We start from the raw sequence: 23,902 nt of genomic DNA on the forward strand, positions 1-23,902 counted from the left end.
GTCTGAAGACCCCGCTTAGAGTGGCTTTATGTCGAATGGAGTGCGTAGGGCTGCCGCAGTGAAGACTCTCACACGGTTCGTGTTGCGGGCGCGGCTTGTACAAGAGCATTCGCTGGCCTCGGACAAGAAGGTCCTGGAGCGTCATGCGGCCTGGCAGATTTCCTTCAACCTGGTGGTCAACAAGGCTACTGGGCAGAAATCCGTAGAATTCAAGCCAGCACCCCTCCTGCCTACCGAACAAGTCGAGTCGGCAGCTGCACGGGTAAGACCGCTCTTCCTCCGAGAGGACGGCGTCCACTACGACAAAGTCCTCAACGCGCTGCTAGACCTAACAGCTACTCCGCAGCATCGGGAGCAGATTGAAGGCCTCCGTTCAAAGTTCCAAGTCGCAGATCCCGACTATCCTCACGGGCGGCCAAAGCTGCCCCGCTCTGAGCCGCACATGTCCAACAAACAGATCGCTGGAGCGTGGCTTTATGGCTTCCTTTTGCACGAGGACGACCGCCGGAAAACGTACGCCCACGGGGTCAGTGCCGAAGAGATGCTGCTCTATGCCACGAGAACAGTCTGCGGCGAAATGCTCGCTACAGTGGAGACGCTGCATCTCGTCGAACGTCTGACCGTTGAAAAGACGGTGGATCTGCCGGAGGAAATTTTCACATCACCGGTTACGGTTACAGCCAAAGAGTGGATCCCCACCGGCGAAGTCAGGGCTTACGTCGCCGACGTCGGAACGCCAATGCCGACCAGCCTTGACGAACCATTGTCCAGTGCCTGGCGGGAAGTGCATGACGAGTTCGGCCGATTGGATTCGGGACAAACTGAATGAACCCGCAGGAAAGCAAGAACTGCTTCGACGAATTCCAGCAGAGTTCCACGTAAAGGAACAGGTGGTGACCGCGTACGGCGCGACCGCGTTGTAAACTCACAGGAGTTTTCTAGCCAAAAAGGTGGGGGAGGGGCTTAGTGGGGGTCTCGTCGGAATCGCAAGCACAAGCCAATGCGCTAGCTATGGCCAGGTTGAAGTATCACTCCATATGGATCGCGGTGCTTGTCTCTCTTTTTATCGGATCCAACACCCTCCTTCAGATCGGCAAGGACGGGACTACAGAGAACTGGGTCTGCCTGGGTAGTGCCTTCAAATGCATGGCCCCGTCGGACGTCACTCCAGGGGCGTGGTGGGCTGGAACATTTGGAACCATCCTCATGGTGGTGGCATTGATCTGCATCGTGCCGTGGATTGCGTACAGGCCGAAGGCTCCTCGCGGCCGTTAGTCCCAGATCCTAAAGCGCGTCCCCCTTTCGCCCAGCCTGTCGAACTCGGCCGGTAGTTTGCCCAGTTCGCAGTTGGACATGTAAACGAAACGCGCGACAATTCACCCGAAACGACCGTGAGACCCTCATGGCTTCACTGGTCGTGGTTTAACTGCCGCTACGACGGTCGAACCTTGGCCCAGTGAAATCTTCTTCAACAGAGCAATACAGGGGAACCGTTCCCTTGAGCCCGCTTTTGTTTCTGTAATTGACCGTGAGGTCCACGGCGAAACCCTTATCCCACTTGGTGCTCGTCTTCCGGACCTGCGACTCATACGTCACACTGGCTTCCACAGCGCTGTACTTGTTTGCTGCATAGATCGACATGTGTTTAGTGCAGGCATCAAGAACCTTCTGCGTGGTGGCGCTGTCGGCGTACTCGATCTTCGGCGTATGCGTGGAACTGTCCGATTTAGTGGAACCGCTAGCGCATCCAGGGAGGGCACACGCTGTGGCCAAAATTACGGCGAGTCCAATGAGTCTGTGCCTCATCCTCTGGTGTTCCGAAGCTCAACGAAGTCCAGCGCTTTGTTGACCCTGCAAATCTGAGTCGTTGTGAGAACTTCGCCAGTGTCATGGGTAGTCGTGTAGGTGAACTCAATCTCGTAGACGATCTTCTCCCGTGGCAGCTCAACTTGCTCAACATCGCCCCGGAAGCTTGTTGCCGTGACCTTATAGAACTTCGGTGGAACGTTAGCTATCTTGCGAGCCGCGTTCTTTGCGACGGTGTTCACCTGATCAATACATGCCTGCTTCACCTTGGCAGCGAGCGTGGAATCAACTTTTGATGGCTCAGGCGATGCCGTCGGAGTGTAGGCGTAAGGATTCCCCTTAGACTCGTTGCCCGCGCAACCAGTTAATACCAACCCGGCGATCAAGATGACTATTGCGGCCCCCGTTTTTCTCATGTCATCAAGGTATCCCTAGATGCCTCTCCTTACAGCAATGCATCCCTCATTCCGCAGTACATGCCTGCCCTTGCACGGCATTCAGAGCGATAAGCAGTGCGGCTGGCCGACTTCCGTACAAGCGGCCGTCAACAGGGGCAGAGGGAAGTTGCACTTGCTGCTGGGTACGATGTTGCTTGAATGGGGGAGGCCGTGGAAACAAAGGGTGACACGTCGACGCTGGCTGATGGCGGGGCGATGGAGCTGGTGCGGGTGCCAGCATGGGAGGCCAAGTTCAAGCTGAACGAGAATCCGGATGAACTGGCGCACCTGATTTGCTGCCGGGATCTGGAATGGCGGAAGGCTGCTTGCGGGTACGAAGAGCCCGACCCGACGATCATGATGGAAGCCAACGTGATCTGCACGATGTGTATCGAAGCTGTCGGCGGCCCCGCGGCCCTGGCCGAGGGTCGGTGTCCGTTCGATGACCAGCCCTGCCCCGATGACGAGACCCTGAAACAGATTATTAAGGACAGGACCTCATGACCGGCGCCATTAGTCCGGTTCTCAAGAAGAGTGCGACGCTATGAACTTTGCCGCCTGGTACTGGGATCGGGCCCGGCCTGACGTCGCGAGCTACTGGGATGGCGGCCAATGGTTGCAGACCCTACCCCTCACCCAACTGGTAGGCGTCCGGGTCATCGACCGGGCAACTGGCCAGCCGATCCCACCGAGGCAACCACCATCTGGGACGCCAGCACAGGGGCCCTTCCGGCAGGTGCCAATGAGCCAAGTGTCATGGTTTGGTCCGAAGGATCCGCGTCGAAAGCGGTTGTCTGCTCCGGTGAAGGCACTGATCGTGATCCTGGTTGTCCTGGGTGTTGCGGCAGGATGGGTGTGGGTCGTCGCCTCTAACCCCTCGCAATCTTCGAACTCCCAGGTAGCAGAGAAGACCAAGGCAAACGGGCTGAAGACATGCAAGGATCTGATCCGGCAGCAGCCGCACGGCGGCGGCAAGGAGACCATCCAGTCGGACGTTCTTGTCGGTGACTTGTACAAGACAAACATCGTCTATGAGAGCTTCAGCGAAGTGCATCGGTGGACATGCAGGCTGGAATGGGCCGGTAGTCGCTGGAGAGTGGACATCCTGGAGAGCAAGCGGCTCCAGTAGGGGTTGCATAGCACTAAGGCTTCGGCACTACAGAACGATCTCACCCACGCGCTGACGCTGCCGTGTGAGCCATTGAACCCCACGAACATCCCGGACGAGGTTGAGGGGCTGGCAGAGCTTTGGACCGGGGGACTTCTACCAGGAAGATCTCGTGAGGCAGAAGGCCAATCCGCTGGAGTTAGGGTATAGCTGCTGCTCTCTCCGTTGCCTCGTTGAGGAACTTTGGCGGATTCTTGTCGAGGACGGTCTAAGCCTGCGCGCGGTGATTCCAGAACCAAGTTCAACAAATGTTCCCAAGATCAACAACGGACTCTTGGGTGGCTATATCCTTTCTCTCACCACTCTCACTTAGCGGCCCGAAGACGGGGAACTCCATGAGAACACAGCTTGTAGCCACTGCCCTCGCGGCATTGCTGGGCATGACCGCGTGTGGGATCCAGGCTCCATCTGGCACCCAGCCCCCTGCGCAGAGCACTTCCGTCGCGGCCGATCAACACGAGGCCGATGCAACTACAACCACTGAAGCTGCCGACACTCTGATCGGACTTCAGTTAGTGCCCTACACCGAAGACCAAATTGCTCAAGTCTTAGAAACGATGCGTGGCGATTTTGGAACAGTTGTCCCGAAAGGTCAATATCAGCAAAAAATCAAGGAAGACACGGAGAACCTTAAACTATTCAAGGTCACGCCGGAAAGTTGCCGGCCCTTCGTCATGACGCCAGAAAACGGGCTTGGGGAGGCCGTGCAGGAGGGAATGACCGCCGGTGTCCTGAGATTTGGGACTGATGTCCCTGGCCAGTCATCTATGCTGGCTTCCATTGATCCCCAAGGGGGTCACCCTGGCCGCTTTGAGGCATTGCAGTCCGCGGCTTCAACCTGTTCCTCGGTCAGCTTCAGCTACAAGGGGCTTGAGTCCACAGGGTCTGTGCAGCGGATCGAGTCATTGTCCTCGGGAAACGTCCTGACAGTGCATGTCCGGTGGAAAACACCGGCGGCGAAGAACACGACACCCCAAGAAGGTGTTTGGATGTTTGCCCACAGCGGTAGCGTCATGATCTCCATGGGTTCGGTTCTGACCTCAACCACCATGAACGACGTTCCGCAATCCCAAGTGGACGAGGCCGCAGCAAGGATGAAAGGCAAGCTTCTCCAAGCGTTTGATGGCTTCTCAAAGGTGTCTTAGCGGAACGCATTAGCCCGTCCACCGCTGGAACTTGAAGAAACCCGCACGTCGTCCTGTCATGCCCATCGAGCCGGTCGGTGATGAAGGTGTGAGGCGCCGCCCACATCGGCGGACCCGATCCTGGGCGTGTACACGTCCGTGTCCACTCAGGGCGGCATCCGCGCCGGTTACTTGCGACCATCCGCCGGGGACTGCAGTCCACCCTGGGCCACCACCCGGTCCTGCGCGAGGGCGTCGGGGACTGAAGGTCCTCACCGACGCCAAGACGGCCCTGGATGGACTGGAACGCGTCTCCACCGGCCGCCTGCAGCCGTTCGGTGACACCGACTCGGTAGTCCGCCAGGCAGTCGCGTTCAACGGTGCCGGGCCTCGGGAATTGCTAGTAGAACTCCCAGGCCGGAGCGTCGACCTGACAATTCTCGTCGCCATGAACCCCGGAGTTCCACGGGACGTCCTTGACGCCCTGGCACAGGACAGCAGTCCTCTTGTCCGTTTCGTGGCCTCCGGATATTTGCAGTCCGCGGTGTCCTCGGCAGCGGAACGACTGGTCTGGCTTTGGCTGGCGGAGCAGACCTTCCGGACAGTACGGGACGCGCGGCAGCCCCCTATTCCCTCCCCAGTCCGAACACGTAGGATTGCCACCCAGGCGGCCCTTGGGAGTGCTGTGCTGGCGGCAGAAATGCTGGAAAGAAGCCCTGCCTTCGCTCGTCACAGGGGGGCGGGTATGAAAGGGCCTATCCACTGGAGGATCATGCTGTCGTTTGAACAGGCCCGTGCGGGCGCGTATGAGGCGTTGGCCCCGACCTGGGAAGTGGGGGAGTGCGGCGAGTACACCGTTGCCGACTACGGTTACGAGGACGAGGCGGCGTGGCTCCTCATCGATGGAGGGAGCCGGCTCGTCATCGACGGCGACTACTCCTGTGAACACATTGGCCGGGGTAGCACGTTCGTGGATAAACGGACCGGGGAGATCTTCTTCCTGACGTACTTGGAGGCTCCTGACCGCTTCGACGCCATGACGCCGGTGGGCCAGCACCCCGACGAAGATCAGTAGCCCGCCTCCCGGTCGCCGAAAACTATTCGACAGGGTACCGCCGCCCCAGCTTCGGGTTCGGTCTTTTCTGGCACCAGTCGCACCAATCCTGAGGCGTGCCGTGGAGGCGGCACCGCAAGGGCTGGGCAGGACCCGAAGAGATAGCCGCACGGGTGGGTGGGGGCGTAGCCGGAACAGGGGCAGTGGTTCGATTCGGTGTCGTGGCTGGCATTGATACCGGGGCCGGCGCCTTTGACTTACCGCCGGGGCTGCTGAGGATGGACCACTTCTCAGGGCGGATTTGGGAGATGAATATCTGCCCCATTGTGGTATCGCAGGAGGGGCACACGAAAGCGCTGTAGAGCCGACCGCTGGCCTTGGTGCGCCGTGGTTTGATCGCTGCCTTGGGCACGTCAGGCCTGGCAGCCTTGATCCAGTTGTCGACCGCGCGGTGCACTTCGGGATGGTTCTCGAACCGCTTTGGGCCGACTTCGGGCTTTACTTGCAGGCCGGGCGTCGCGCCTCCCCAGGCCCAGACGCGCGCGTCCCAGACTAGCATTGGGCCCTCGCAGTTCCAACAGCATGTAAGGCTTCCCCAGACGTAAGTATCCGTCTGGGTGCGGACGACGTGGGGGCCGAACGCCGCTTCGGGCGAGGCCGAGCGGTCATTCATCACCTCGATCGCCTGCTCGATGGCTCCCTGCTTCCTGCGCTCGGCTTCGGCAGCGGCGGCGTCGGCCTCTGCTGCGGCCTTGCGTGCGTCTGCCTGGGCCTGCGGGCTTCCATGTTTCCATGACGGGCCCCTTCGGAGCAGGGCCTCAACGAAAGCTCCGAGATTGTCGTCCGCGTGGACGAGGTTCTGCCGCGCGGGCAGGCCAAGCAGATCCGACGCATCGTCTGGGACTGTGGACGTCTTGCCAAAGCCCGTCACGGCTACTGGGACTATGGTTTGGTTGTGCTCCAATTGCCGGGGGATGAGCCAAACCGGGAACGCACCGCCGTCGAAATAGCGCTGGGACCGGGCGAAGTAGTTCTCCGGTGACTGGGATGACAGCTGCACCTCGAAGGCGATCCGCCTGGTTCTGTCATCTGACTCGGCCAGGACGTCGATGATCCATTCCCGTGACGGATGCGGGTGCTCGACGATCGCGTGCCAGCCAGGAATCCTGTCGATGCAGAGCTTCAAGGCCTCCTTCATCGCCAGGTGCTGCGGCGACTCTCCGCCGTGCTCAACCTTGCATTCCGTCTTCCGGTAGTGGGCGAAGTACTTTGTGGACGTACCCCGGGTTTTGGCGGTCGCCCGGATCCCGCACACCGGCATGACCATCCGCTTGCGGTCCTCGGAGTTCTGCAGCTCTCTCCACGACTCAGCGCTGTAGGTCGTCGCCTCGACCCGGTGCCCGTCGAGTAAGGCGGTCAGCAGCATCGTTCCCCCAATCATGGTCCATGTCCCGGCCCTGAGAGCGATTCGACCATACGGCCCCGGCTGTCTGTCAACGGACAACTTGTATGGCCTGGTGTGGAGCCCAGGAGAGGATCCCCCTAGCGTGCCTTCGAATCCAAATTCGCCGCTACGGCTGTCTGAATGTTCATCCCTCGCAACGACTGCGTAGGAAGTAGGACAGGTGGCCGCCATATCAGGACTGGCAGAACAAAGACCTACCTTCAACGGGTATAGCTGTGATTTCGTAAGCCCTCTGTTGAAGAGCGCGGCGAGTGTTCCGTCGTAGAGGTCAAGTGCCCGGTGAAGGATCCCTCACCGTGCACTGGATCTCTCTGGAGTCCTGCGGTGGGAAAAGTCTTCCCGCTATCTGGTCCTCCAAAGATCCGGGGCCATGGAACTTTCAATCGCCAGAGTAATGCGAAATAGTCGCAGTCGTTTGGTACGTGTTTTGGTATAAAAAGAGCAGTTGCGGCCTCAAGTGCCGCCAACCTGATGGGGGAGCGGTGGGACTGTTCAAAAGGAAGCATCAAAAGTTGAGAAGGAAGACTGCATGGATTAGTTCTGCCATGGGGCTCGTGTTAGCACTATCGGCTTGCGGAGGTCCACCACAAAACGCTGCCACAGGCGACTCGACAATCATCGCCTCGACCTATGCCACGACTGATCCGAACTTCCCAACTACTTCACCACCCTCTACCGGCTCACCAACCGCTTCACCAACCTCTGCTGGCGCACCAGCCGAGAACAGAAATGGAACCGCAATATGCGAATCCATAGACGCTTCTGCTCTGACCGCTGCTCTGGGCGAAACGTACAAGTTCACAGAATTTGGCGCAGCCGACGCGAACTATGTTGGTTGCTTTGCAAATGTCACCAGTGGATCCCTCCCCACTGACCCTCATGTGACTGCAGTGACGTTCAGCACTCTTAAGCTCCTGGGTTCAACAGATCTAGCCGTAAAGAAGTCCGGGACACCCCACCACGGGGCTCGGTCAGGTTGGACCATTTACCAGGAAATCGACCAATCAGCAAAATACATCTATCTCGGATTCACGGATCCAACCTGGGGTACCGGCGCGGTCGGCGGAGTGGCTTACGACAGGCCCCAAGACGCAGACAAGGCAGCTGAAGCGGCTCTTGATTTCGCTGACGGTCTGGCACTTTTGGTACAAAGTGGCAAGCTCGGATTCAAGTAGGGCGCGGAACTCAACCGGCTCGGCGGCCGCCCGTACTCATGTACGGCCGACGACAAAACGAACGATGGGGATTTAAACGTGCAGTTAAGACTACGGATTGCTGTCACGTGCCTGACAGCAATGTTCATGGCTACCGGCGCAGCGGCCTGTTCAACTCCCGACAGTTCAGCCCAGGACGTATTCACCAAGATCGCCGAGGGGAAGAGCGCGGATCAATACCGGGACCAAGTGATGTCGAGCTTCAGCGTGGTCACAGAACGTGCTCTGGGCTGCAAAACTACCGGACGTTCATCCCGTGAACTTACCAAGGACGAGCAAGCGGGTCTTGCCGATTCGGCAGGGGCCAAGGTAGTCACATTGACGCTCTCGGACTGCCCCGAGTACGACCGCTACAAAAGGGCCGAGCGAGCAGAGATCTGGGTATGCAGGGATGGCAAGGTGGCATACATGGAGCTTCAGCCCACCGACTCCCGATAAGGCCATGATCTTCAGGTGAAGGGTCCCCAAAGAGAGGGGTTGAACCATTACAGAAAGGCAGTCCTGTTGTTGATCAGTCGGCTAAAAAAGTCATGCCGGCAGTTGCCGCGGGACAGCATGAGCACCACTTGGAGCAATCCGCGTCATATAACCTCGCTGGCATCTCCCTCATGGACGAAAGGTCAGAAGACGTCAGATAGTGTCAAACAACTTCGTTCCTCTTGCCCCAAATAGTTGCATCAATGCATATTCGAAGCTTGCAGGATCAGCATGAGCTCTGCAAGCAACCTTCCAGCCCTAGGAGAATGCGGTGTCCGACTACTGTTTTTGCGGAAGATCGGCCGATGCCCGATGCAACTGCGGTCAGACCATGTGCCAAGGGCACGTCAAGCATCCTGCCTGGTACAACAGCAGCATCGGAGCACTCACCCGAAGCCCTAAAGCACTCCACCGGGCACTGGCGGAAGCTTGGAACCGGCATCCACAGACGATGTGCTACAACTGCTATGACACGGCACTGACGGCAGTGGGACATGACTATGCGGCCGCCTTTAAGAGGCACACAGATGGTCACCCACACACAATCGCCGCCATATTAGTAGACCTGGGATTCTGGGCCACGGGTTACGAAGGTGAAGGGCGAAAAGGGGTTGGTCAGCGGACCATTGCGGCCGCAGGAACAACGCCTGTTTGGTCGCACCCCGACCCGATGGACACGGCGGCACACATGGTGGCAAGCACCCTTCACGCGCCGGCCATTGAGTGCGGATACGAACGTTATAGGAAGTCCTTTTTCACCAAGTCAGGCAAAGACATCTTCGTTCCGCTGTTCTCACTGAACGGCTGGGTAATCAAGATTCCCGGCCAATACGATGTCTACAGCACTACAACATTCCTGGTCGGTGCTAACGGCGCGCACACCAAAATTAATAAGACTACGCCGTCTACGGCTGCAGGCGCTCGTGCCATCTTTGACTCGGAGAGCGACGCGGCCCAAGCAAGGACGGCACTTATGACGACATCGGTTTTTTGGTCATCCCTGCCCCAGTCCCGTGAGTACGACGCCGAAGGGGCTGCCGCCAAAGTCCTGGTCCAGAAGATCCTGAAACCTCTGACCTCCGACGTGTAGTCCCTTCAGCTTGAACGCGGGATTCTTGAAAGCGGCGCCAATGGCGCTCTGAGGGTAGCGGGGAACCGGACTAGGGCAGGTCGTTAGGGCTCTGAGAACGTAGGCTGCGGTCAATGCGGTATTGCCCCACCGGTCAGCTTGCCGTTTGTGTTCTTCTCCGAATCGGCGGCCGCCACAGGCATTGCGGATAGCGGTACTGCTCGCAGTCGCTGTGTGGAATCACAAGGGGTATCTGACTTGCGCGGAGTTCAGGTCTTCTGTCTCCGGATGTATCTGGCAAATTCATCCGCTGCGGAGGCTCACAGACTCTTCCCAATGTGACATGCGGAGGGCGCGTCCGTAAAGCGTGTCGCACCTTGGTTGGAGCCTGGACCCATGACACTCCAACAGTTGAGGCGGCCATCCACGAGTTAGTGGATCTCTACGGCCTGCTCGGTGACGGGTTCTTAGTCGAGCAATCACCCAGGATCCATTCCTGGGTAGAAGACCCCGATCGCTAGACGGTATCCATGCCATGAATATGTCAACTAAAAATGGCCCCGGTAGGACGGCTATTTCTGGCCCCAGCTTGAGGATTGGGCAATCTTAGATTCGAAGTGCCGCCCCAGTGTCCTGGGTTTCTTTGGCTGCATGCGGGTCGGAGACGGAAGGATGGCTGATTGACGGAAACGGAGACCGGCCATTGCCCGGCCGTGTAACGGCCGTGGATTGATCCGGCATCCTTTGTCGGCCCCTGCCGACCCCACGAGTGTAGAACCGGTTGGGGGAAGCGATCGGTCTGATGGTTTGGGCGTGGCATCGAGGGCGGCCGTGTATGAGAAGGCCCAGCTTGTGGGGACGGGGCGCGGACTAGCAGTGGTTGCCTTTACCCATCCACCCAGCGCTACGGGCAGCAAAGAACGTCCCTATAGTGCTTGCGACGGGGACGAAGAGAAAGACCATGATGGCCTGGATGTCGCCACCGCTGACAACGAACGCAACTATGGCGATCCACCAAGATAGCAGGGCCGTAAACCCGCAAAGGATTGCGATCATGGCCCGGGCGCGGGGCAAAGCGAAGCGATGCCTGCGGATTGGCGGGGTCTTGAAGTATCTGCCCCGAGCGTTCCGTTCTCGGCGCACAACTACAAACGCTAATGCAGTGACCAGGGCAGGGACTACGAGGTATGGGGTGCCGCCGGAGTTGTTCGCCGTCCCGGCGATACCAATCCACCAGCATAGGGCGGCCGTGAAGCCCAGGAGAATGCCCTTCACCGGTCTCGGCGCGGGATCCGCCCGAAACAACGGTTCAAGATTCCCGTTCATGTCTGCTCCCTTGTGCGAACCCGTCATCACTACTCATCAGAGCACGGCGAGGATTCCTTGGCGAGGGCCGGGTTTCCGAATCGGTCGCCCGGCCCTAATCCAGGACTTAGGTCAGGCGACCGCCGGAGTCTCCCCAGGCGTGGATGCCACCCCATGACCCTCCATAAGATGTGGGAAAGTAGGTCTGGGTGAAGTTCGCTGCCGAGCTCCACCCGTAGCCGTTGCCCCAATTGTCACGGACTGCACTGGTGACTTTGACGTTTCCAAACCAGCAGTAATTACCGCTTTCGGAAGTTTGAGCTTTAGCTAAGCCATTCGGGAAGTCGTACCAGCTGGTTCCGTAGAACGTTCCTGGGTTGCAGTTTGTTGGTTGAACGTACCAGCTGTTGCTGCCCCAGGCATTCGCGGCCTGGCTGGAGCCAAGCACCAGTGCTGTTACGGCGAGAAGGGTTAGTGAGGCGCGTTTTACGACGTGCATGTCGGGTCCCATCCAATTCTGACGTGAGTGTTCGAAGGGTCGAATTCGGCCGGCCTGTGTTCAGGCACGCCCTCGGGTTAGCGGGTGCTTCCCTTCACGAGAAAATTCGGAGCGGTAGCGTCCCATTTTTCGGGGTCGCTGGCTGCAGCAGCTTGAGTGCTGCCCGGGACTACAAGCCACGCTTCTTCGCTTTTGTCGGGGTTGGCCACGCGGAGGCCATATCCTTCGAATCCCTTGACGAAGGTGCAGCCCATCATTTGACCGGAGCCGTCCTGTCCGACCGTGACGATGCAGATCTGATCGCTTCCCATGGCGGCCGCAAAGTATTGAAGATTGGTGGTTTTGCCCACCAACCGTACGGATGCCGGATCGATGCCGGTTGACGAAAACGTCTTGGCAGCGGACTCGGGTAAACGGTCTGACAATTGCTGTTGGGATGCCATCGCGGGAACGATGTCCGCTGCTTTTCCGACAGCGTGTTCAGACGGTGATGACGCAGCAACAGCGGCTACACCGACGCCAGCAACGGCTACGGCTGTTAGCGCAATTTTCCATTTGCCATGCATTACTTCTGCCCCCAGAGAGAGTAAATCCATTGGATGGAGCAAGGCTAATGCCTTGATGGCCTTTGGGCAATGGCCCCTGACAGGGGCAATGAGGCGGAAATGAAACAGTCTTATGAAGGCGGAAGACGGCACAACTGTCATCGGTCAACGCACTGTCGGCAAAGCCGCCCCGAACGACGCACCCAAAAAGAACGAAGCTCTTGACGTGAGTATCCACCCCTGGACACCGGGCCGGCTACCCCGTTTCCTCTACATCTGGGCCGAGGCGGCGCTCCTTTGCGGCAGCTGTCCCTAACCGTCCAGGTTGGCTCCAATCAGACTGACGAAGGCACTTGTTGGGCGATGGTATGGGCTAGCCGATAAGAGTCGGTGCCAGTTTCGATGATGGTTCCGTTGAAGGTCAGCCGGTCCACGATTGCGGCGCAGAGCCGAGGGTCCGTAAAGGTCTTCGTCCAACCCGAGAACGACTCGTTGGAGGCAATGGCGATTGAGTTTTTCTCTTCGCGTTCGGTCAGGACCTGGAAGAGTAGTTCGGCGCCCCGGCGGTCCAGTTCCATGTATCCCAGCTCGTCGATGCAGAGCAGATCGACCCTGCCGTAACGGGCGATGGTCTTGGCAAGCATCTTCTCGTCCGCAGCTTCGACGAGTTCATTTACGAGCCTTGTTGCAAGGGTGTATCGGACGCGGTAGCCCTGTTCAGCGGCCGCCGTGCCGAGCCCGATCAGCAGGTGAGATTTTCCGGTTCCCGAATCCCCGATCAGACATAGGGGTGCGCCTTTGCGGATCCAGTCCCCGGTTGCGAGCGTGTGAATTGTCGCGGGGTTGATGTTCGAGTTGGCATCGAAATCGAAGTCACCGAGCCACTTGTTCCGCGGGAAGTTCGCGGCCTTCACCCTTCGGATGGACGAGCGCCGGTCACGGTCATCGCATTCTGCCAGTAGCAGCTCGGCCAGGAAGCCCTGATAGGTGAGTTGTTCTTTCCCGGCCACGGCAAGAGCCTCGTTCAGGACCGCGCGGACGGTGGGTAGCCGGAGCCTGCGGCAAGCCTGATCCACGGCGGCGATGGCGGCTTGTTCGGTCAGGCCACGCCGTCGGCGCAGCGTTGGTGTGATCGTGGCCGCCGGGGCTGTTGGGCTCATGAGATGTTCTCCTTCGATGCCGTTTCCTTATCGGTGGTGTGTTGACTGCGCTTGGCCAGCAACTCGTCATAGGCATTGACCGAGGGCAAAGGCCGGGTATCCCGTGGCAATCCTGCGATAACGGCTGCCGGATCGGTCAGCCGGCGCTGAGTCAGGCTGACAACTCGTTGCATTTTCACGTCAGCGTGTTCACCGGGATGGCGATCCGAGCTGGCCCCACCCGATGGGGCTGCGGCGGCGTGGCGCCGGGCCTCTACCGCGACGACGTCGGCGCTGACGGCCCCAACGCCAAGGGCGGCGACGATCCCAGCTTTAACATCATTGGGATCCATGCAGCGGTGCAGCAACAGGACATCGATCAGTTCCCTGGTCCCGTCGGCATCGCCGTTGACCTTGCGCGAGGCAGCCCAGAACGCTTCATGGGCGCTAGTGAACGCACCTGATTCCCTCGCTTTGGCCAGGGCGGTAGACCCGGGAAGCGCGCCGGGCTTGGTCTTCAAGACCTCCAGATAGTGGTCCAGCTGGACCGAGCACCCCGTCCGGGCCGCGAGCCGTTGGTGCCTGGCCACCACCACGCGTCCGTCAAAAACCACGACGTCGGATGCCCGCAACGAGACCCGGACCTGCCGTCCGATGAACCGCGCCGGAACGGAGTACTTCACCATACGAACGGTGACCATTGATGAACGATCAACGCGTGGGTTCAATGCCAGCCCGGGATCAAACTCTTCCACGGGCAACGGCCCCAAGCAGGGCCGTTCTGCCGCATAGTCTTGGCCGATGGTACGGATCCTGTCGTTGATCCTCCGGTCCTCATCTTTGGACTCCCAACCTCTGATCCGGTCGTTTAGCTCCTCCAGGGACGCAGCCACAGGCATCGGCGTGAGCCGGTTCCGACGGAACCATCCCACCTCGCCCTCGACCCCGCCCTTCTCATGAGCGCCGGCGATCCCTGGTTGGCAGTAAAAAGCGTCAAACCCGTAGTGGGAGCGGAATAGCACCCAGCGGTCGTTTTCATGCCGGTTCCTGCCCTGCCCGAACAACACCGAGGTTACGGCGCTGGTGAGGTTGTCGTAGCGGATGTGTTTGACCGGAATACCGCCGATCTCCTTGAACGCCTCGATATGGCCTTCCAAGAAAGCTTCTTGGGCTTGGGTAGGGTAGACCCGGTGGATGGCTTTGCCGGAATGGGAGAGCCGGAACACAAACATGTGGCACTTGGTCTTCACACCATTGAGCACGACAAAGACCTCACCGAAATCGACCTCCGCTTCGGCGCCCGGTGCGTGTTCCTGAGGGACAAAGACTTCGACCCTGCGGCCGGCTTCCAGATCGATCTGGGCCCGGCGCACCCTCACGTAATCCCTCACCGTCGAATACGACAGCTCTGTCGCTCCGCGCTCCTCAATCAGCCGCGCCAGTATCCTTCGGGCTGTATGCCGCTGTTTCCGTGGAGCAGCCGTGTCATCGACAAGCATCTGGTCAATGGCGGTCTTGAACGGTTCCAGCCGCCAAGCAACACCGCGCCGCGGTTTCCGATCCGGAGGAATCGCAGCCTCTAACGCCTGCCGCACGGTTCTGCGATGGACCTTATGCCTTGCCGCCAATGCGCGCACCGACAAACCCTCAACCCGGGCATCCCGTCGGATCCGCGCAAACAACTCCACCCTCGACTCCATCCGGACCAACCCTCCGTCGCATCCATCCACTGATGGAACCAACGTTGAAGGTGGGGCCACATATAACCGTCACAAACGCCCGGCGAGTCTAGAATTGGGGCCAGAAATAACCGTCCTACCGGGGCCATCTAAACCTGTCACAACCAATGCCAGGACGGTAGCTGTGCTATTCGCCGACACCCGCCCGGTGGACGCCATCGTTTTCCTTCACGGCCTGCTCACAACCAGTGACCCATGGTCAGCATTGCCATAGTTGAATGAGGCAGCTGCCTACTTTGCCGCTGCCTCATTCGAAGGGTCCAGAACAGAATGCGGCTTGCTCTACTTGATTTTTGTCACTTGATAGTAGAGCTCGTAATGGCCATGGAATTTGTCGGCGTCCTTGTAAACGATGGTTTTAACACCAGGTCCCTTGCCGTCGTCTTCGGTGGCAACGGCCTCGGCCGTGGCATAGTCAAGGGCGATTACATAGGGATCGAAGACGTAACCATTGGGCCCTTGGCTCTGGATACCGATTGGACGGTCCGAGGCCTGACCTATTACCTGGTCTTCGGAGAGGCTGAGGGCGATTCCAAGGCCGAGCTGTGTGGCCTTCTTGGCAACCGCTCCGGGTGCTCCGAGAGCCTCCGCGGGGACTTTGTCTGCCGCCCCTTTGAGCCATTCGGTCCAGGCTGAGAAGAGGTCAGAGCCACCGTCCCATTCCCAGATGGTCGGGGCAATGAGCACCTTGCCCTGACCTTCAGTCAGGGTGAAAGTCCCCGCATTGAGCGGCAAACGGTTGGCGTTTGGCTCTGTTGAGAGGTTCCACGGGCCTTCGTTAGAGTCTGCGGCCGACTTCGGGACAGTGTCCCCTGTTTGGAGTCCGCCCTTTGAGCTCCGGGATCCGGCTTGGATCCGGCCTCCCTGGCCGTTGGTAACCCCCATTACGACTGTCTTGTTCCCGCGTCCGGGCCGGTCCAAGACCTTGCCATCCTCCCCCACAGTACGCGCTTGGACGTCGATGTAGACTTCATCGCCTTTCCCATCGACTTCGAAAGCGTGGTCCCAGGACTCGCTGCGGACGTAGAGTCCGTTAATAGTGACCCTGTAGGTCCCAGTCTTGGGTGGAACCGAAGTCTCTTCAGTGGGTTCCATGTGGTGTGGCTCCTCGGTGACCTTCGAAGGTCCCGGTGAAGGCGAGATGGAATCTGTAGGTGCAGGTGTCGACGTTGTGGCCTGGTTTGTCGGGTTCATTGGCTGGATGAACACTCCTCCACAAGCTGATGCGCTCAGGCAACTCGCCGCAATCACGATCGAAGCTGCCGTGCGAAAAATGGTTGGCTTCATTTTCTTTTCTTTCTATTCGTCGGGCGTGAAACTTGCTAGTCCGCTATATCCGGAAACAGCGGTCCGTTGTAATCCGGGAGACGAAGCAGGGGCACGAACGATGTCGTCGCCTCGGTCGGGGAATGGGCAGCATTCTGGATGGAGGTCGTGGCGACGGTGCCGTCCCGCGGGCCTCTTCGGCAGTACTTCTTCATTGCTCTTCCTGCCTTTCGATGACTTAGGACTGTCGGCCGAAGACGTGATTGGGCTAACTGCCGCACATGGCTGAGAAATTCTGAAAGGCCCCCATGAGCGCCGGTAACGAGCCGGATGACAACTCAGGGTCACCTTTGAAGTAGAAGTAGCCATCTAGTGCTGCCCCGACCTGCTCGCCCTGGTATAGCCACACCACGTCCTCAGCAGGCAGCTGCTGCGCAAGTTGGCGGAAATCCTCCGCATATCCGACGAGCTCGGACTCAGTTTGGGATTGCTGGGCAGTTGCTGCGATTTGGCACATTCGCGTGACTGGACTCCCACTGTCCTGGCGGACATCATCACCACCACCACCGCCACCACTGAGTAGGCTGAGGAAACTGAGGAAGAAAACCAGACTTAGGCAAATAGCGAAAGTGATGAGAATGGCCGGCCATGCCGAGATCCGCCGGGGTGGAGCACTTTGGGGGATGCTCACCGGTTGCTGCAACGGGCCTTGAGGTCCCATTTCCTGATACATGTCAGCTCCTTTCGGGGTCGTAGCTGCATGTGAAGAGCTTCGCCCCTGCTCCATGGCCGTCGAATCGTCTCCCGGAAGCAAATTCGTATGGCGATCCACGGATGGAGGCAAACCACCTTGGGAAGGACGCGTAGAACGGAGATACTTGCTTTCACAGCCTGAGGAGGTTTACCCATGGGAGGCGACACTGACCGCATCCGCGTCGTCCTCGTTGACGACGAGGAACTCATCAGGGCAGGGCTTGCTCTCGTGCTCGCGAGCGAACCGGACATTGACGTGATCGGCGAGGCAGGGGAGGGTACTTCCGGAATCAATGCGATTGCATCCCTTCGTCCGGACGTAGTCGTCATGGACGTGCGCATGCGGGGTACCGACGGGGTCACAGCAACCCGTCTGCTCAATTCCGAAGAGTACGAAGCGGAGCATGGAACGCCACCGCCCGTGCTGATCCTCACAACATTCGGCGATGACGAGGACGTCGACTCAGCACTGCGTTCCGGGGCCGCAGAATTCCTCTTGAAAAACTCGGCACCGCAGATCCTCGCGGCCGCCATTCGGGCATTGGCGCGAGGTGAAGGCTGGATCGACTCTTCAGTGACACGGAGCCTGCTTCGCCAATTCAGCAATGCTTCCGGCCCGGATTCGAATCAGGTCCGCCGGCGGCTGACGGGCCCGGCGGAGCTGCGCAATCTCACACAGCGAGAGCAGGAGGTGCTGGCGGCCATGGCCCGAGGCCTGAAGAACAGCCAAATAGCCAAGGAACTGTTCCTCAGCGAGACGACGGTCAAGTCCCACGTGCACCGCATCCTGATGAAGCTCGGCCTCAACGACAGATCCCAGGCTGTGGCGGTCGCATTCCGCTCTGGCTTGGTCGGGCCCGAGGGCAAGTAGAACCGACCTTCATCCTGCGGTAGGACCACCCTCCACCTGCAGATGGATGCGCAGAAGCTCGGTTCAGTAGAAACTCGGGGTATCGATTTCGGCAACCGACAGGAGCCATGATGCGTCGCAATCACGAATCCGCTGATCTTGCCGTGTCGACCAGCAAACGATCGGGATGGATGCGCGCCGCCCTGACTGCACCAACCCGCTCCGACGTCATGATCGCAGCTGTGGCGGCGGCTCTCGAACTTATGAATCTCTTCTCAGGTTGGGAAAATGCGAAGACATGGTCGACCCTGTATCTGGATTCTCCGACACTTCCGGCCGTCTACTACGTGGTCGGACTAGCAGCTCTGGCCTGGAGACACTTCGCGCCCCTACCAGTCTTCGGTGTCCTAGTGATCCATATGATCATGACGTTCCCGCTGTTTGCACCGAACGCGGTCATCGGCCAGGACTACACCCCCACTCCCTGGGCGGGCGTCGTTATATCACTTGCCGCCGTCGCGTCGGACAAACCTGTACGGATTTCTGTCCCGGTTCTGCTGTTCGCCCTCGCAGTCCCCGTGATCGCCTTCGGCCGGGACGGCATCACCGGGTATGAGCCCTCGTCGATCCTTCTCATGGGAGTCGTGCTCGGATCGGGCTGGTTCTTCGGATTGCTCATTGGCCGCAATCGCCGTCGAATTAGCTCGCTGCAACAGGCGCAAAGGGAGTCAGCCACTGCGATCGAGAAGGAACGAGACAAGACTGCGGCGGAGCTACACGACATCGTCTCCCACGCGGTGACGGTGATGACCCTTCACGCTGCGGGGGCACGGCGCATCATCGATGACAACCCTGCCCGTGCCGCAGAGGCCTTGGAAGTAATCGAAAGGGTCGGCTCCCAGACCATGGACGAACTCCGCCGGCTCCTCGAGCTGATAAGGGCCAACAGCGCAGGAGTCGAAATGCTTCACGGTCTACACGACTTGGAGGGGCTCGTCTTCCCGGTCCGGTCAGCCGGCATTGCCGTGCAGTTTGCATCCAGCGGGGATCCGCGGCCTCTTGATCCGAGCGTCGATCACGCTGCCTTCCGCGTCGTTCAGGAAGCCCTTACGAACGTGACCAAACACGCGGGGTCAGGCGCCGAGGCAACTGTCAGCCTGCACTGGACGGATGAGCTCCTTCGAGTTGAGGTCAGCGACGGCGGAGGATCAAACGCGAAGGTGGACTCGCGACCCGACTATGGGCTCATCGGCCTTAGTGCGAGGGTTGCGCTCGTCGGAGGGAGTCTCTCATACGGGCCAAAGGGTGAAGGCTTCACAGTTCGAGTCGAGCTTCCTATCGCAACACAAGCTTTCGCGCCGGCGGACAACACGACCCCGGATCGCCTTCGACCATTACGTAGGCAAGCAGGTGGGGACTGACTGAGCGGAATTAGGACGACTATATATGTTGAGCTCTACACGGTCGCACTGTTCCCGCCGGTCATCGCCAGAACATCTTCAAGATCAACGGCGGCAAGACGGTTTCCGCCTGCTAATGGCTCTGGGCCCGGAAATGCGCAGCGCCGGTAGCCCAAACGGGACCTTGGCGTCTCACAGACTCTAGCTTGATGAGTAACTTCCCCAGGGCCGTGTTTTGGGCGCTTAAAACGGCCAGAAGTGTCTCACCAAGTCTGTCTCACTGAGGGAGTCTCACAAGGCCTTGAGGCACAATGACACACCCCACGGTTAGCATCTGTGCATGGGAGGTCTACTACTGGGATACGTCAGAGTTTCAACCACGGACCAGCACGGCCAGATGCAGTTCGACGCGCTCATCGAAGCCGGCGTGCCGGAGGAACACATCTACTTCGACCAGCTCTCGGGAGCGAAAGCCGCGAAGGAACGGCCAGGCCTCACGGCCCTCATGTCATACGCGCGCCGTGAAGACACCGTGCTGGTCTATCGCATAGAGCGCCTGGGAAGATCCCTTATCGACGTTCTGAACACGGTCGCCGAGGTGCAGCAGCGGGGCATCGGGCTCCGTTCCCTGGTGGACGGCATCGACGCTTCCAGGGCTTCGGTTCTGCGAAGGTTTAGCCGATGTTTCATCCTGACCACGGCGTGACGATAGCGCCGGCTCCAAATACGGCACTATGGTCTCCATGGACTCAGGCAACTTTCCTAGGCCGCGACCAGCGTCAAATCCATTCGCTGTGGCACCGAGGCCTGGTGGCCCCCGCCCGTCACCCAGGACTCCAAGACGGCAACCCCAGTCGGGCTCCTCGCGACCCACGCGGTCAGCCTCCGAGCAACCAGGAAACTCGTTCAAGTATTTGTACTCGAGGCTCAGCGAAGGGGCCTTCCAGCAGCTGTGCGGCGCCCTGCTTCGGCTCAAATACGACCCAGTTCAGTGCTTTCCCGTGGGCATGTCGGACGGCGGTATCGATGCTATCTCGAATGGCAGCATCGTTTACCAAGTCAAGTGGTCCAGCAAAGTGCAGCAGAACCCTCATTTGTGGTTGAAGTCCGCCATCGATGGCGAACGGGAAAAGATTCAGAGACTCGTTCGCGAGAAGGGAATCTCCCGCTACATCTTGATGACGTCTGTCGCCGGGACGACTACCGGGAAAGACACCGGGAGCATGCAAAAACTGCAGATGTCCTTGGACGAGTTTACGAAGGAATTCGGTATCCCTGTTGAGTGCTGGTGGCAGGCGGACATCGACGCCGAAGTCGATGCTGCTCCGGACTCCATCAAGTGGTCGTACCAAGAGATGTTGGCGGGATCTGAAGCTATCCGCTACCTGATCTTCGCGGCTCACGAGGAGGGCGCAGCTCACGAAATGCGTGAGACGATCCTCAAGGTCATCGCTTCTCAGTGGGGAGACGACTCCAAAATCAAGTTCTCGCAACTCGACATGGATCGCGTGGACATTACGGAGCTCTTCATTGATGTCAAAGCACGACGCATCCAGCGGCCGGGGTCTTCCACGGAACGCTTCTACGTGGACCACGAGGCTGTGGACGACAACACCGGCGCAGTAGGCTACATGCTCAAATCCCTGTTCCCTTTGACCTACCTTCTTGGTGTTCCTGGCCAGGGAAAGTCCACTCTGGGCCAATACCTCTGCCAGAGCCATCGAGCTGCAATTGCACCGGACCTCGCGGCAGCAGCGAATCATTTACCGAAGGTAGAGGAACCAAAGCTTCCATTGCGCCTAGATCTTTCAGACTATGCAATGTGGCTGTCAGGGCGGGACCCGTTTGGCGAGGAGGAGCTTGACCATAAGCCCCGCGATCGGCGCAAGGACCAGCGTTCCCTCGAACTGTTCCTCGTTTCACTGTGCACTTTTCACAGCGGTGGTCGACAAGTCACCGTGGAGCGCTTGCAGAGTCTTCTGGACAGGTATCCAAGTCTTCTGGTGTTTGACGGCCTCGATGAGGTCGCCGATCCTCGCCTTCGCAAAATTGTTGTGGAGGAGATTAACCGGTTCTCCATGCGGATGGGCCGCTCAGAGGCAAAGAGACGTTTTCAGATTTTGGTTACGGCCAGACCCAATGCATCAAGCCTGCCCGAGCCGGACAAAGAAATCTATCAAACTCTTGAGCTGTGCCCGCTGGACGTCAAGCTGCAGCGCCAGTTCGTTAGCAGGTGGGCAGAGCTGAATGGCATCCGGGGAATGGCGCGGACGAAACTCAGACGAACGTTCGAGCAGCGGACGACCTACGATCACGTTGCCCAACTCGCTGACAACCCGATGCAATTGACGATTCTGTTGTTCTTGATCAGCAGAAAAGGTGATGCCGTCCCGATCAGTAGAACGCCCCTCTATTCGGATTACATGAACACTTTCATGGACAGGGAAGTGAGCAGGCAGCAGATCCAGCGGGATCATGTTCCCCATGTCATCGAAGTAACTTCTTTCCTCGGATGGCATATGCAATCTGGCGTTGAGGGAAAGCGCGGGGCTGACCGAATGACCCTGCAAGCGATCCAAGACACGCTCTACTTGTACTTCCGTCGTACGGGTGGGCCGACTGAGCGCGCTGCAGAACTTTTCCAGGCCGTGACGGACCGCTTTTGGGCACTCACCAGCAAATCCGAAGGAACGTTTGAATTCGGGGTTCAGCCGGTCCGCGAATACTTTGCCGCGAGGTTTCTTGCCGAGTGGGCCGGGGAGGACAGCAGGGAACCACTGTCGAAAGCCGACATCCTACGGCAGCTCATCAAGCGGAACTACTGGCTGAACACAGCCAGGTTTTACGCAGGCTTCGCCAATCCAAATGAGCTTGCCAGCCTCAGGTATGGGTTTGACGAAGCGCTGGCTGAAGCTCGGCATCCTTTGCAGGAACGCGTAGCAGTGTGGACGATACTGAGCGACGGAATATTCACTAACAAGACAGCCGTGCAACGCGATGTTGCGAAACTACTGACCGACGATCTCACCGTAAGGCTTGCTACTAATCAGAGGGCAAGCAGCAATGTTTTTCCGCGACTGCGAACCTCCTCTGGGGGAGATGACTTGAAGTGCGCCTTGCTCAATGACATTGAGCGAGCACCGGATGCCGATGTGTCTTCCGCCCGGGTCGACATGCTTCGACAGCATGCCCTTATCGGCGGCAAGGAGTTTGCCGAGTGGTGGCGCACCAGAGCTACGGCTGCTCTGGGTACGCCACTGGAGGCTACCTGGCTTGCCCTCGGGGGCAGGTTCGGAGTCCCGAAGCTGACTTCTGCTGCCACCGAAGGCCTTCAGCTTGCCACCGCAAACGCCTGCCGGTCGGCCCTGCTGGCAGGGGCGTCGCCCGCAAAGGGAACCGACCAGGACGCCCGGCTGCTCCGCTCTGTCCTGGACGGCTGGTGTTCTGACGTGGAGACAACCAGCTCGAGCCGCGCGGGCAATCTGCTCCGGAGCATGCGGCCCTTTTGGTTCCTCAGAATCGCCGAGGAAGGCAGGGAAGGGTACGCCTTCCCCTTGGGCCATTTTTGGACCGACCAACCGGAAAAGGCCTCACGGTCGGAAGCATTTAGGGCTCTCGTCGAAGCGGATCCTGCCTACAAGCGTCTCCAGCAGGCGGCAAGGTCACAGGCGATGGGGCAAAAGGGCACGACGGAACCTTGGCAGAATGCGGCGCGAGAACTGGCGCGGCTGCACGGGCCATGCTGGCTGGCCGCAGACATAGCCATTATTGGCGCTGCGACTCAGACTGCTAGGGCTGAGGGGTCCGTAGACAAGGAGGGGCAGCCGTTTGGCCCCGCCACAGACTATGGCACGCTCGTCATGCACCTCCGCAGGGGACAGCTGACAGACTGGTGGCAGAAGATGTTCGACCGGTACCCGGATTCCCTATCCAGGAGGACTTGGGCTTTTGCCCTCCTGGCCACGGCGACTGAGGACATGGTGCTGCAGCACCTGACCAAGGTTGCAGAGGTCCTTGACACAACATCCGTTGACGATTTCGATGCATTTGCCATGTCAACGAGCCGGCTCGGGGCAACACGTATCCCGCGACGCCTCGGAAACGGTGCACTGAGCGCCGCAGCGAACTACACGGATCGCCTGGCGCTTGTCGTTTCCCATTTCGCGGCCGAGCACGCGGGACGCGATCCATTGGAAGCGTTGACCGACGGGCAACTCTTAGGCATGTCTTCGGCAGCGCCTCACCATTGGACTGTTGCTCGGGCGGTCACCGATCGCCTGCTTCGGACTTACAACGAGACGCTTTTGAGTGCGCTGGCCGACCTCGGGCCTGAGTGCGTAGTTAGCCTCGGCTATGTGGAGTCGCCGGCTGACGACCGGATTACACAGCGCGTCCTGCAGAACCCTGCCATCTACCCGGGATCTTGGGTTCGGGCAGCAGAAAGCTGGTACTCCTCGTCTAACAACGAATCGCCGCTGGCAGAAGAAGCTTCAGAGAATGCTTGGGTGCCCGACGTTCCACGCATATGATCAGGTTCTGCGAACACGGGTCACTGTCTCATCCAGATCGTCGGAGCGTCTCCCTATGCTCTG

General features: G+C 59.1%; 22 protein-coding genes. 12 read left to right on the top strand and 10 right to left on the bottom strand.

What is annotated here, in order from left to right; genetic code table 11:
• Positions 1–28: 28 nt before the first annotated feature.
• A complete protein-coding gene (locus tag QN084_RS15770) occupies positions 29–829 on the top strand; it encodes a hypothetical protein (RefSeq protein WP_139126804.1) in 801 nt (266 codons plus the stop codon).
• Between the two features lie 593 nt (positions 830–1,422).
• On the opposite strand, the gene QN084_RS15775 is transcribed toward QN084_RS15770, so the two are convergent.
• A complete protein-coding gene (locus tag QN084_RS15775) occupies positions 1,423–1,641 on the bottom strand; it encodes a hypothetical protein (RefSeq protein WP_139126805.1) in 219 nt (72 codons plus the stop codon).
• Positions 1,642–1,802: 161 nt separating this feature from the next.
• Positions 1,803–2,222: a hypothetical protein gene (locus QN084_RS15780; protein WP_069695408.1), complete on the bottom strand. Its 420-nt coding sequence runs from the start codon at positions 2,220–2,222 to the stop codon at positions 1,803–1,805.
• 192 nt (positions 2,223–2,414) lie between these two features.
• On the opposite strand from QN084_RS15780, the gene QN084_RS15785 reads away from it, so the two are divergent.
• From QN084_RS15785 to QN084_RS15800, 4 genes are all read left to right on the top strand, one after another.
• Positions 2,415–2,747, top strand: coding sequence for a hypothetical protein (locus QN084_RS15785; protein WP_139126806.1), 333 nt, complete (start codon positions 2,415–2,417; stop codon positions 2,745–2,747).
• A 238-nt stretch (positions 2,748–2,985) separates the two neighbouring features.
• On the top strand, positions 2,986–3,372 hold the full coding sequence (locus QN084_RS15790; RefSeq protein WP_139126807.1) for a hypothetical protein: 387 nt from the start codon (positions 2,986–2,988) through the stop codon (positions 3,370–3,372).
• A 374-nt stretch (positions 3,373–3,746) separates the two neighbouring features.
• Positions 3,747–4,556, top strand: coding sequence for a hypothetical protein (locus tag QN084_RS15795; protein WP_069695411.1), 810 nt, complete (start codon positions 3,747–3,749; stop codon positions 4,554–4,556).
• Positions 4,557–5,307: 751 nt separating this feature from the next.
• Positions 5,308–5,610 (top strand): hypothetical protein, encoded by a 303-nt coding sequence (locus tag QN084_RS15800; protein WP_139126808.1) that lies wholly within the window; start codon positions 5,308–5,310, stop codon positions 5,608–5,610.
• Between the two features lie 22 nt (positions 5,611–5,632).
• Here the strand turns inward: QN084_RS15800 and QN084_RS15805 are convergent, their stop codons facing one another.
• Entirely contained in the window at positions 5,633–7,030 is a 1,398-nt protein-coding gene (locus QN084_RS15805; protein ID WP_069695413.1) for a competence protein CoiA, read from the bottom strand.
• Between the two features lie 506 nt (positions 7,031–7,536).
• Between QN084_RS15805 and QN084_RS15810 the strand changes: the two genes are divergently transcribed.
• The 3 genes from QN084_RS15810 (at position 7,537) to QN084_RS15820 (ending at position 9,835) form a co-directional block, all read left to right on the top strand.
• Entirely contained in the window at positions 7,537–8,229 is a 693-nt protein-coding gene (locus QN084_RS15810) for a hypothetical protein (protein WP_139126810.1), read from the top strand.
• A gap of 78 nt (positions 8,230–8,307) precedes the next feature.
• Positions 8,308–8,706 carry a hypothetical protein gene (locus QN084_RS15815; protein ID WP_139126811.1) on the top strand — a complete coding sequence of 133 codons (399 nt, stop codon included), beginning with the start codon at positions 8,308–8,310 and terminating at the stop codon, positions 8,704–8,706.
• Positions 8,707–9,433: 727 nt separating this feature from the next.
• The gene (locus QN084_RS15820) at positions 9,434–9,835 is read left to right on the top strand and encodes a hypothetical protein (protein ID WP_139126812.1); all 402 of its coding nucleotides are present in this window, start codon (positions 9,434–9,436) and stop codon (positions 9,833–9,835) included.
• Between the two features lie 849 nt (positions 9,836–10,684).
• Here QN084_RS15820 and QN084_RS15825 read toward each other — a convergent pair.
• The 7 genes from QN084_RS15825 to QN084_RS15855 form a co-directional block, all read right to left on the bottom strand.
• Positions 10,685–11,140, bottom strand: coding sequence for a hypothetical protein (locus QN084_RS15825; protein WP_139126782.1), 456 nt, complete (start codon positions 11,138–11,140; stop codon positions 10,685–10,687).
• A 106-nt stretch (positions 11,141–11,246) separates the two neighbouring features.
• Positions 11,247–11,630, bottom strand: coding sequence for a hypothetical protein (locus QN084_RS15830; protein ID WP_139128007.1), 384 nt, complete (start codon positions 11,628–11,630; stop codon positions 11,247–11,249).
• Positions 11,631–11,695: 65 nt separating this feature from the next.
• Entirely contained in the window at positions 11,696–12,325 is a 630-nt protein-coding gene (locus QN084_RS15835) for a hypothetical protein (protein WP_139126780.1), read from the bottom strand.
• Between the two features lie 173 nt (positions 12,326–12,498).
• Positions 12,499–13,323, bottom strand: coding sequence for an IS21-like element helper ATPase IstB (gene istB, locus QN084_RS15840; protein ID WP_069695248.1), 825 nt, complete (start codon positions 13,321–13,323; stop codon positions 12,499–12,501).
• Entirely contained in the window at positions 13,320–15,002 is a 1,683-nt protein-coding gene (gene istA, locus QN084_RS15845) for an IS21 family transposase (RefSeq protein ID WP_069695247.1), read from the bottom strand. The genes istB and istA overlap by 4 nt, the downstream gene beginning before the upstream one ends.
• A gap of 321 nt (positions 15,003–15,323) precedes the next feature.
• A complete protein-coding gene (locus QN084_RS15850; protein ID WP_069695417.1) occupies positions 15,324–16,136 on the bottom strand; it encodes a hypothetical protein in 813 nt (270 codons plus the stop codon).
• Between the two features lie 439 nt (positions 16,137–16,575).
• On the bottom strand, positions 16,576–17,040 hold the full coding sequence (locus QN084_RS15855; protein WP_069695418.1) for a hypothetical protein: 465 nt from the start codon (positions 17,038–17,040) through the stop codon (positions 16,576–16,578).
• A gap of 174 nt (positions 17,041–17,214) precedes the next feature.
• Between QN084_RS15855 and QN084_RS15860 the strand changes: the two genes are divergently transcribed.
• From QN084_RS15860 to QN084_RS15875, 4 genes are all read left to right on the top strand, one after another.
• Positions 17,215–17,931, top strand: coding sequence for a response regulator transcription factor (locus QN084_RS15860; RefSeq protein ID WP_069695419.1), 717 nt, complete (start codon positions 17,215–17,217; stop codon positions 17,929–17,931).
• A 107-nt stretch (positions 17,932–18,038) separates the two neighbouring features.
• On the top strand, positions 18,039–19,331 hold the full coding sequence (locus QN084_RS15865; RefSeq protein ID WP_069695420.1) for a sensor histidine kinase: 1,293 nt from the start codon (positions 18,039–18,041) through the stop codon (positions 19,329–19,331).
• Positions 19,332–19,650: 319 nt separating this feature from the next.
• Positions 19,651–20,016 (top strand): recombinase family protein, encoded by a 366-nt coding sequence (locus QN084_RS15870; RefSeq protein WP_083261831.1) that lies wholly within the window; start codon positions 19,651–19,653, stop codon positions 20,014–20,016.
• Between the two features lie 295 nt (positions 20,017–20,311).
• Entirely contained in the window at positions 20,312–23,839 is a 3,528-nt protein-coding gene (locus QN084_RS15875; RefSeq protein WP_139126813.1) for an NACHT domain-containing protein, read from the top strand.
• The last annotated feature ends 63 nt before the right edge of the window (positions 23,840–23,902 follow it).

The sequence above is a fragment of the Paenarthrobacter sp. R1 genome, assembly GCF_030264015.1.
GTDB lineage: Bacteria > Actinomycetota > Actinomycetes > Actinomycetales > Micrococcaceae > Arthrobacter > Arthrobacter ureafaciens.

Bases quoted from the DNA above. Each gene is read 5' to 3' on its own strand.
- istA (WP_069695247.1), bottom strand. From the start codon at position 15,002: ATGGAGTCGAGGGTGGAGTTGTTTGCGCGGATCCGACGGGATGCCCGG.
- istB (WP_069695248.1), bottom strand. From the start codon at position 13,323: ATGAGCCCAACAGCCCCGGCGGCCACGATCACACCAACGCTGCGCCGA.
- QN084_RS15865 (WP_069695420.1), top strand. From the start codon at position 18,039: ATGATGCGTCGCAATCACGAATCCGCTGATCTTGCCGTGTCGACCAGC.
- QN084_RS15825 (WP_139126782.1), bottom strand. From the start codon at position 11,140: ATGAACGGGAATCTTGAACCGTTGTTTCGGGCGGATCCCGCGCCGAGA.
- QN084_RS15780 (WP_069695408.1), bottom strand. From the start codon at position 2,222: ATGAGAAAAACGGGGGCCGCAATAGTCATCTTGATCGCCGGGTTGGTA.
- QN084_RS15820 (WP_139126812.1), top strand. From the start codon at position 9,434: ATGGTGGCAAGCACCCTTCACGCGCCGGCCATTGAGTGCGGATACGAA.
- QN084_RS15870 (WP_083261831.1), top strand. From the start codon at position 19,651: ATGGGAGGTCTACTACTGGGATACGTCAGAGTTTCAACCACGGACCAG.
- QN084_RS15805 (WP_069695413.1), bottom strand. From the start codon at position 7,030: ATGATTGGGGGAACGATGCTGCTGACCGCCTTACTCGACGGGCACCGG.
- QN084_RS15795 (WP_069695411.1), top strand. From the start codon at position 3,747: ATGAGAACACAGCTTGTAGCCACTGCCCTCGCGGCATTGCTGGGCATG.
- QN084_RS15790 (WP_139126807.1), top strand. From the start codon at position 2,986: ATGAGCCAAGTGTCATGGTTTGGTCCGAAGGATCCGCGTCGAAAGCGG.
- QN084_RS15800 (WP_139126808.1), top strand. From the start codon at position 5,308: ATGCTGTCGTTTGAACAGGCCCGTGCGGGCGCGTATGAGGCGTTGGCC.
- QN084_RS15835 (WP_139126780.1), bottom strand. From the start codon at position 12,325: ATGACAGTTGTGCCGTCTTCCGCCTTCATAAGACTGTTTCATTTCCGC.
- QN084_RS15770 (WP_139126804.1), top strand. From the start codon at position 29: ATGTCGAATGGAGTGCGTAGGGCTGCCGCAGTGAAGACTCTCACACGG.
- QN084_RS15855 (WP_069695418.1), bottom strand. From the start codon at position 17,040: ATGTATCAGGAAATGGGACCTCAAGGCCCGTTGCAGCAACCGGTGAGC.
- QN084_RS15860 (WP_069695419.1), top strand. From the start codon at position 17,215: ATGGGAGGCGACACTGACCGCATCCGCGTCGTCCTCGTTGACGACGAG.
- QN084_RS15850 (WP_069695417.1), bottom strand. From the start codon at position 16,136: ATGGAACCCACTGAAGAGACTTCGGTTCCACCCAAGACTGGGACCTAC.
- QN084_RS15830 (WP_139128007.1), bottom strand. From the start codon at position 11,630: ATGGGACCCGACATGCACGTCGTAAAACGCGCCTCACTAACCCTTCTC.
- QN084_RS15775 (WP_139126805.1), bottom strand. From the start codon at position 1,641: ATGTCGATCTATGCAGCAAACAAGTACAGCGCTGTGGAAGCCAGTGTG.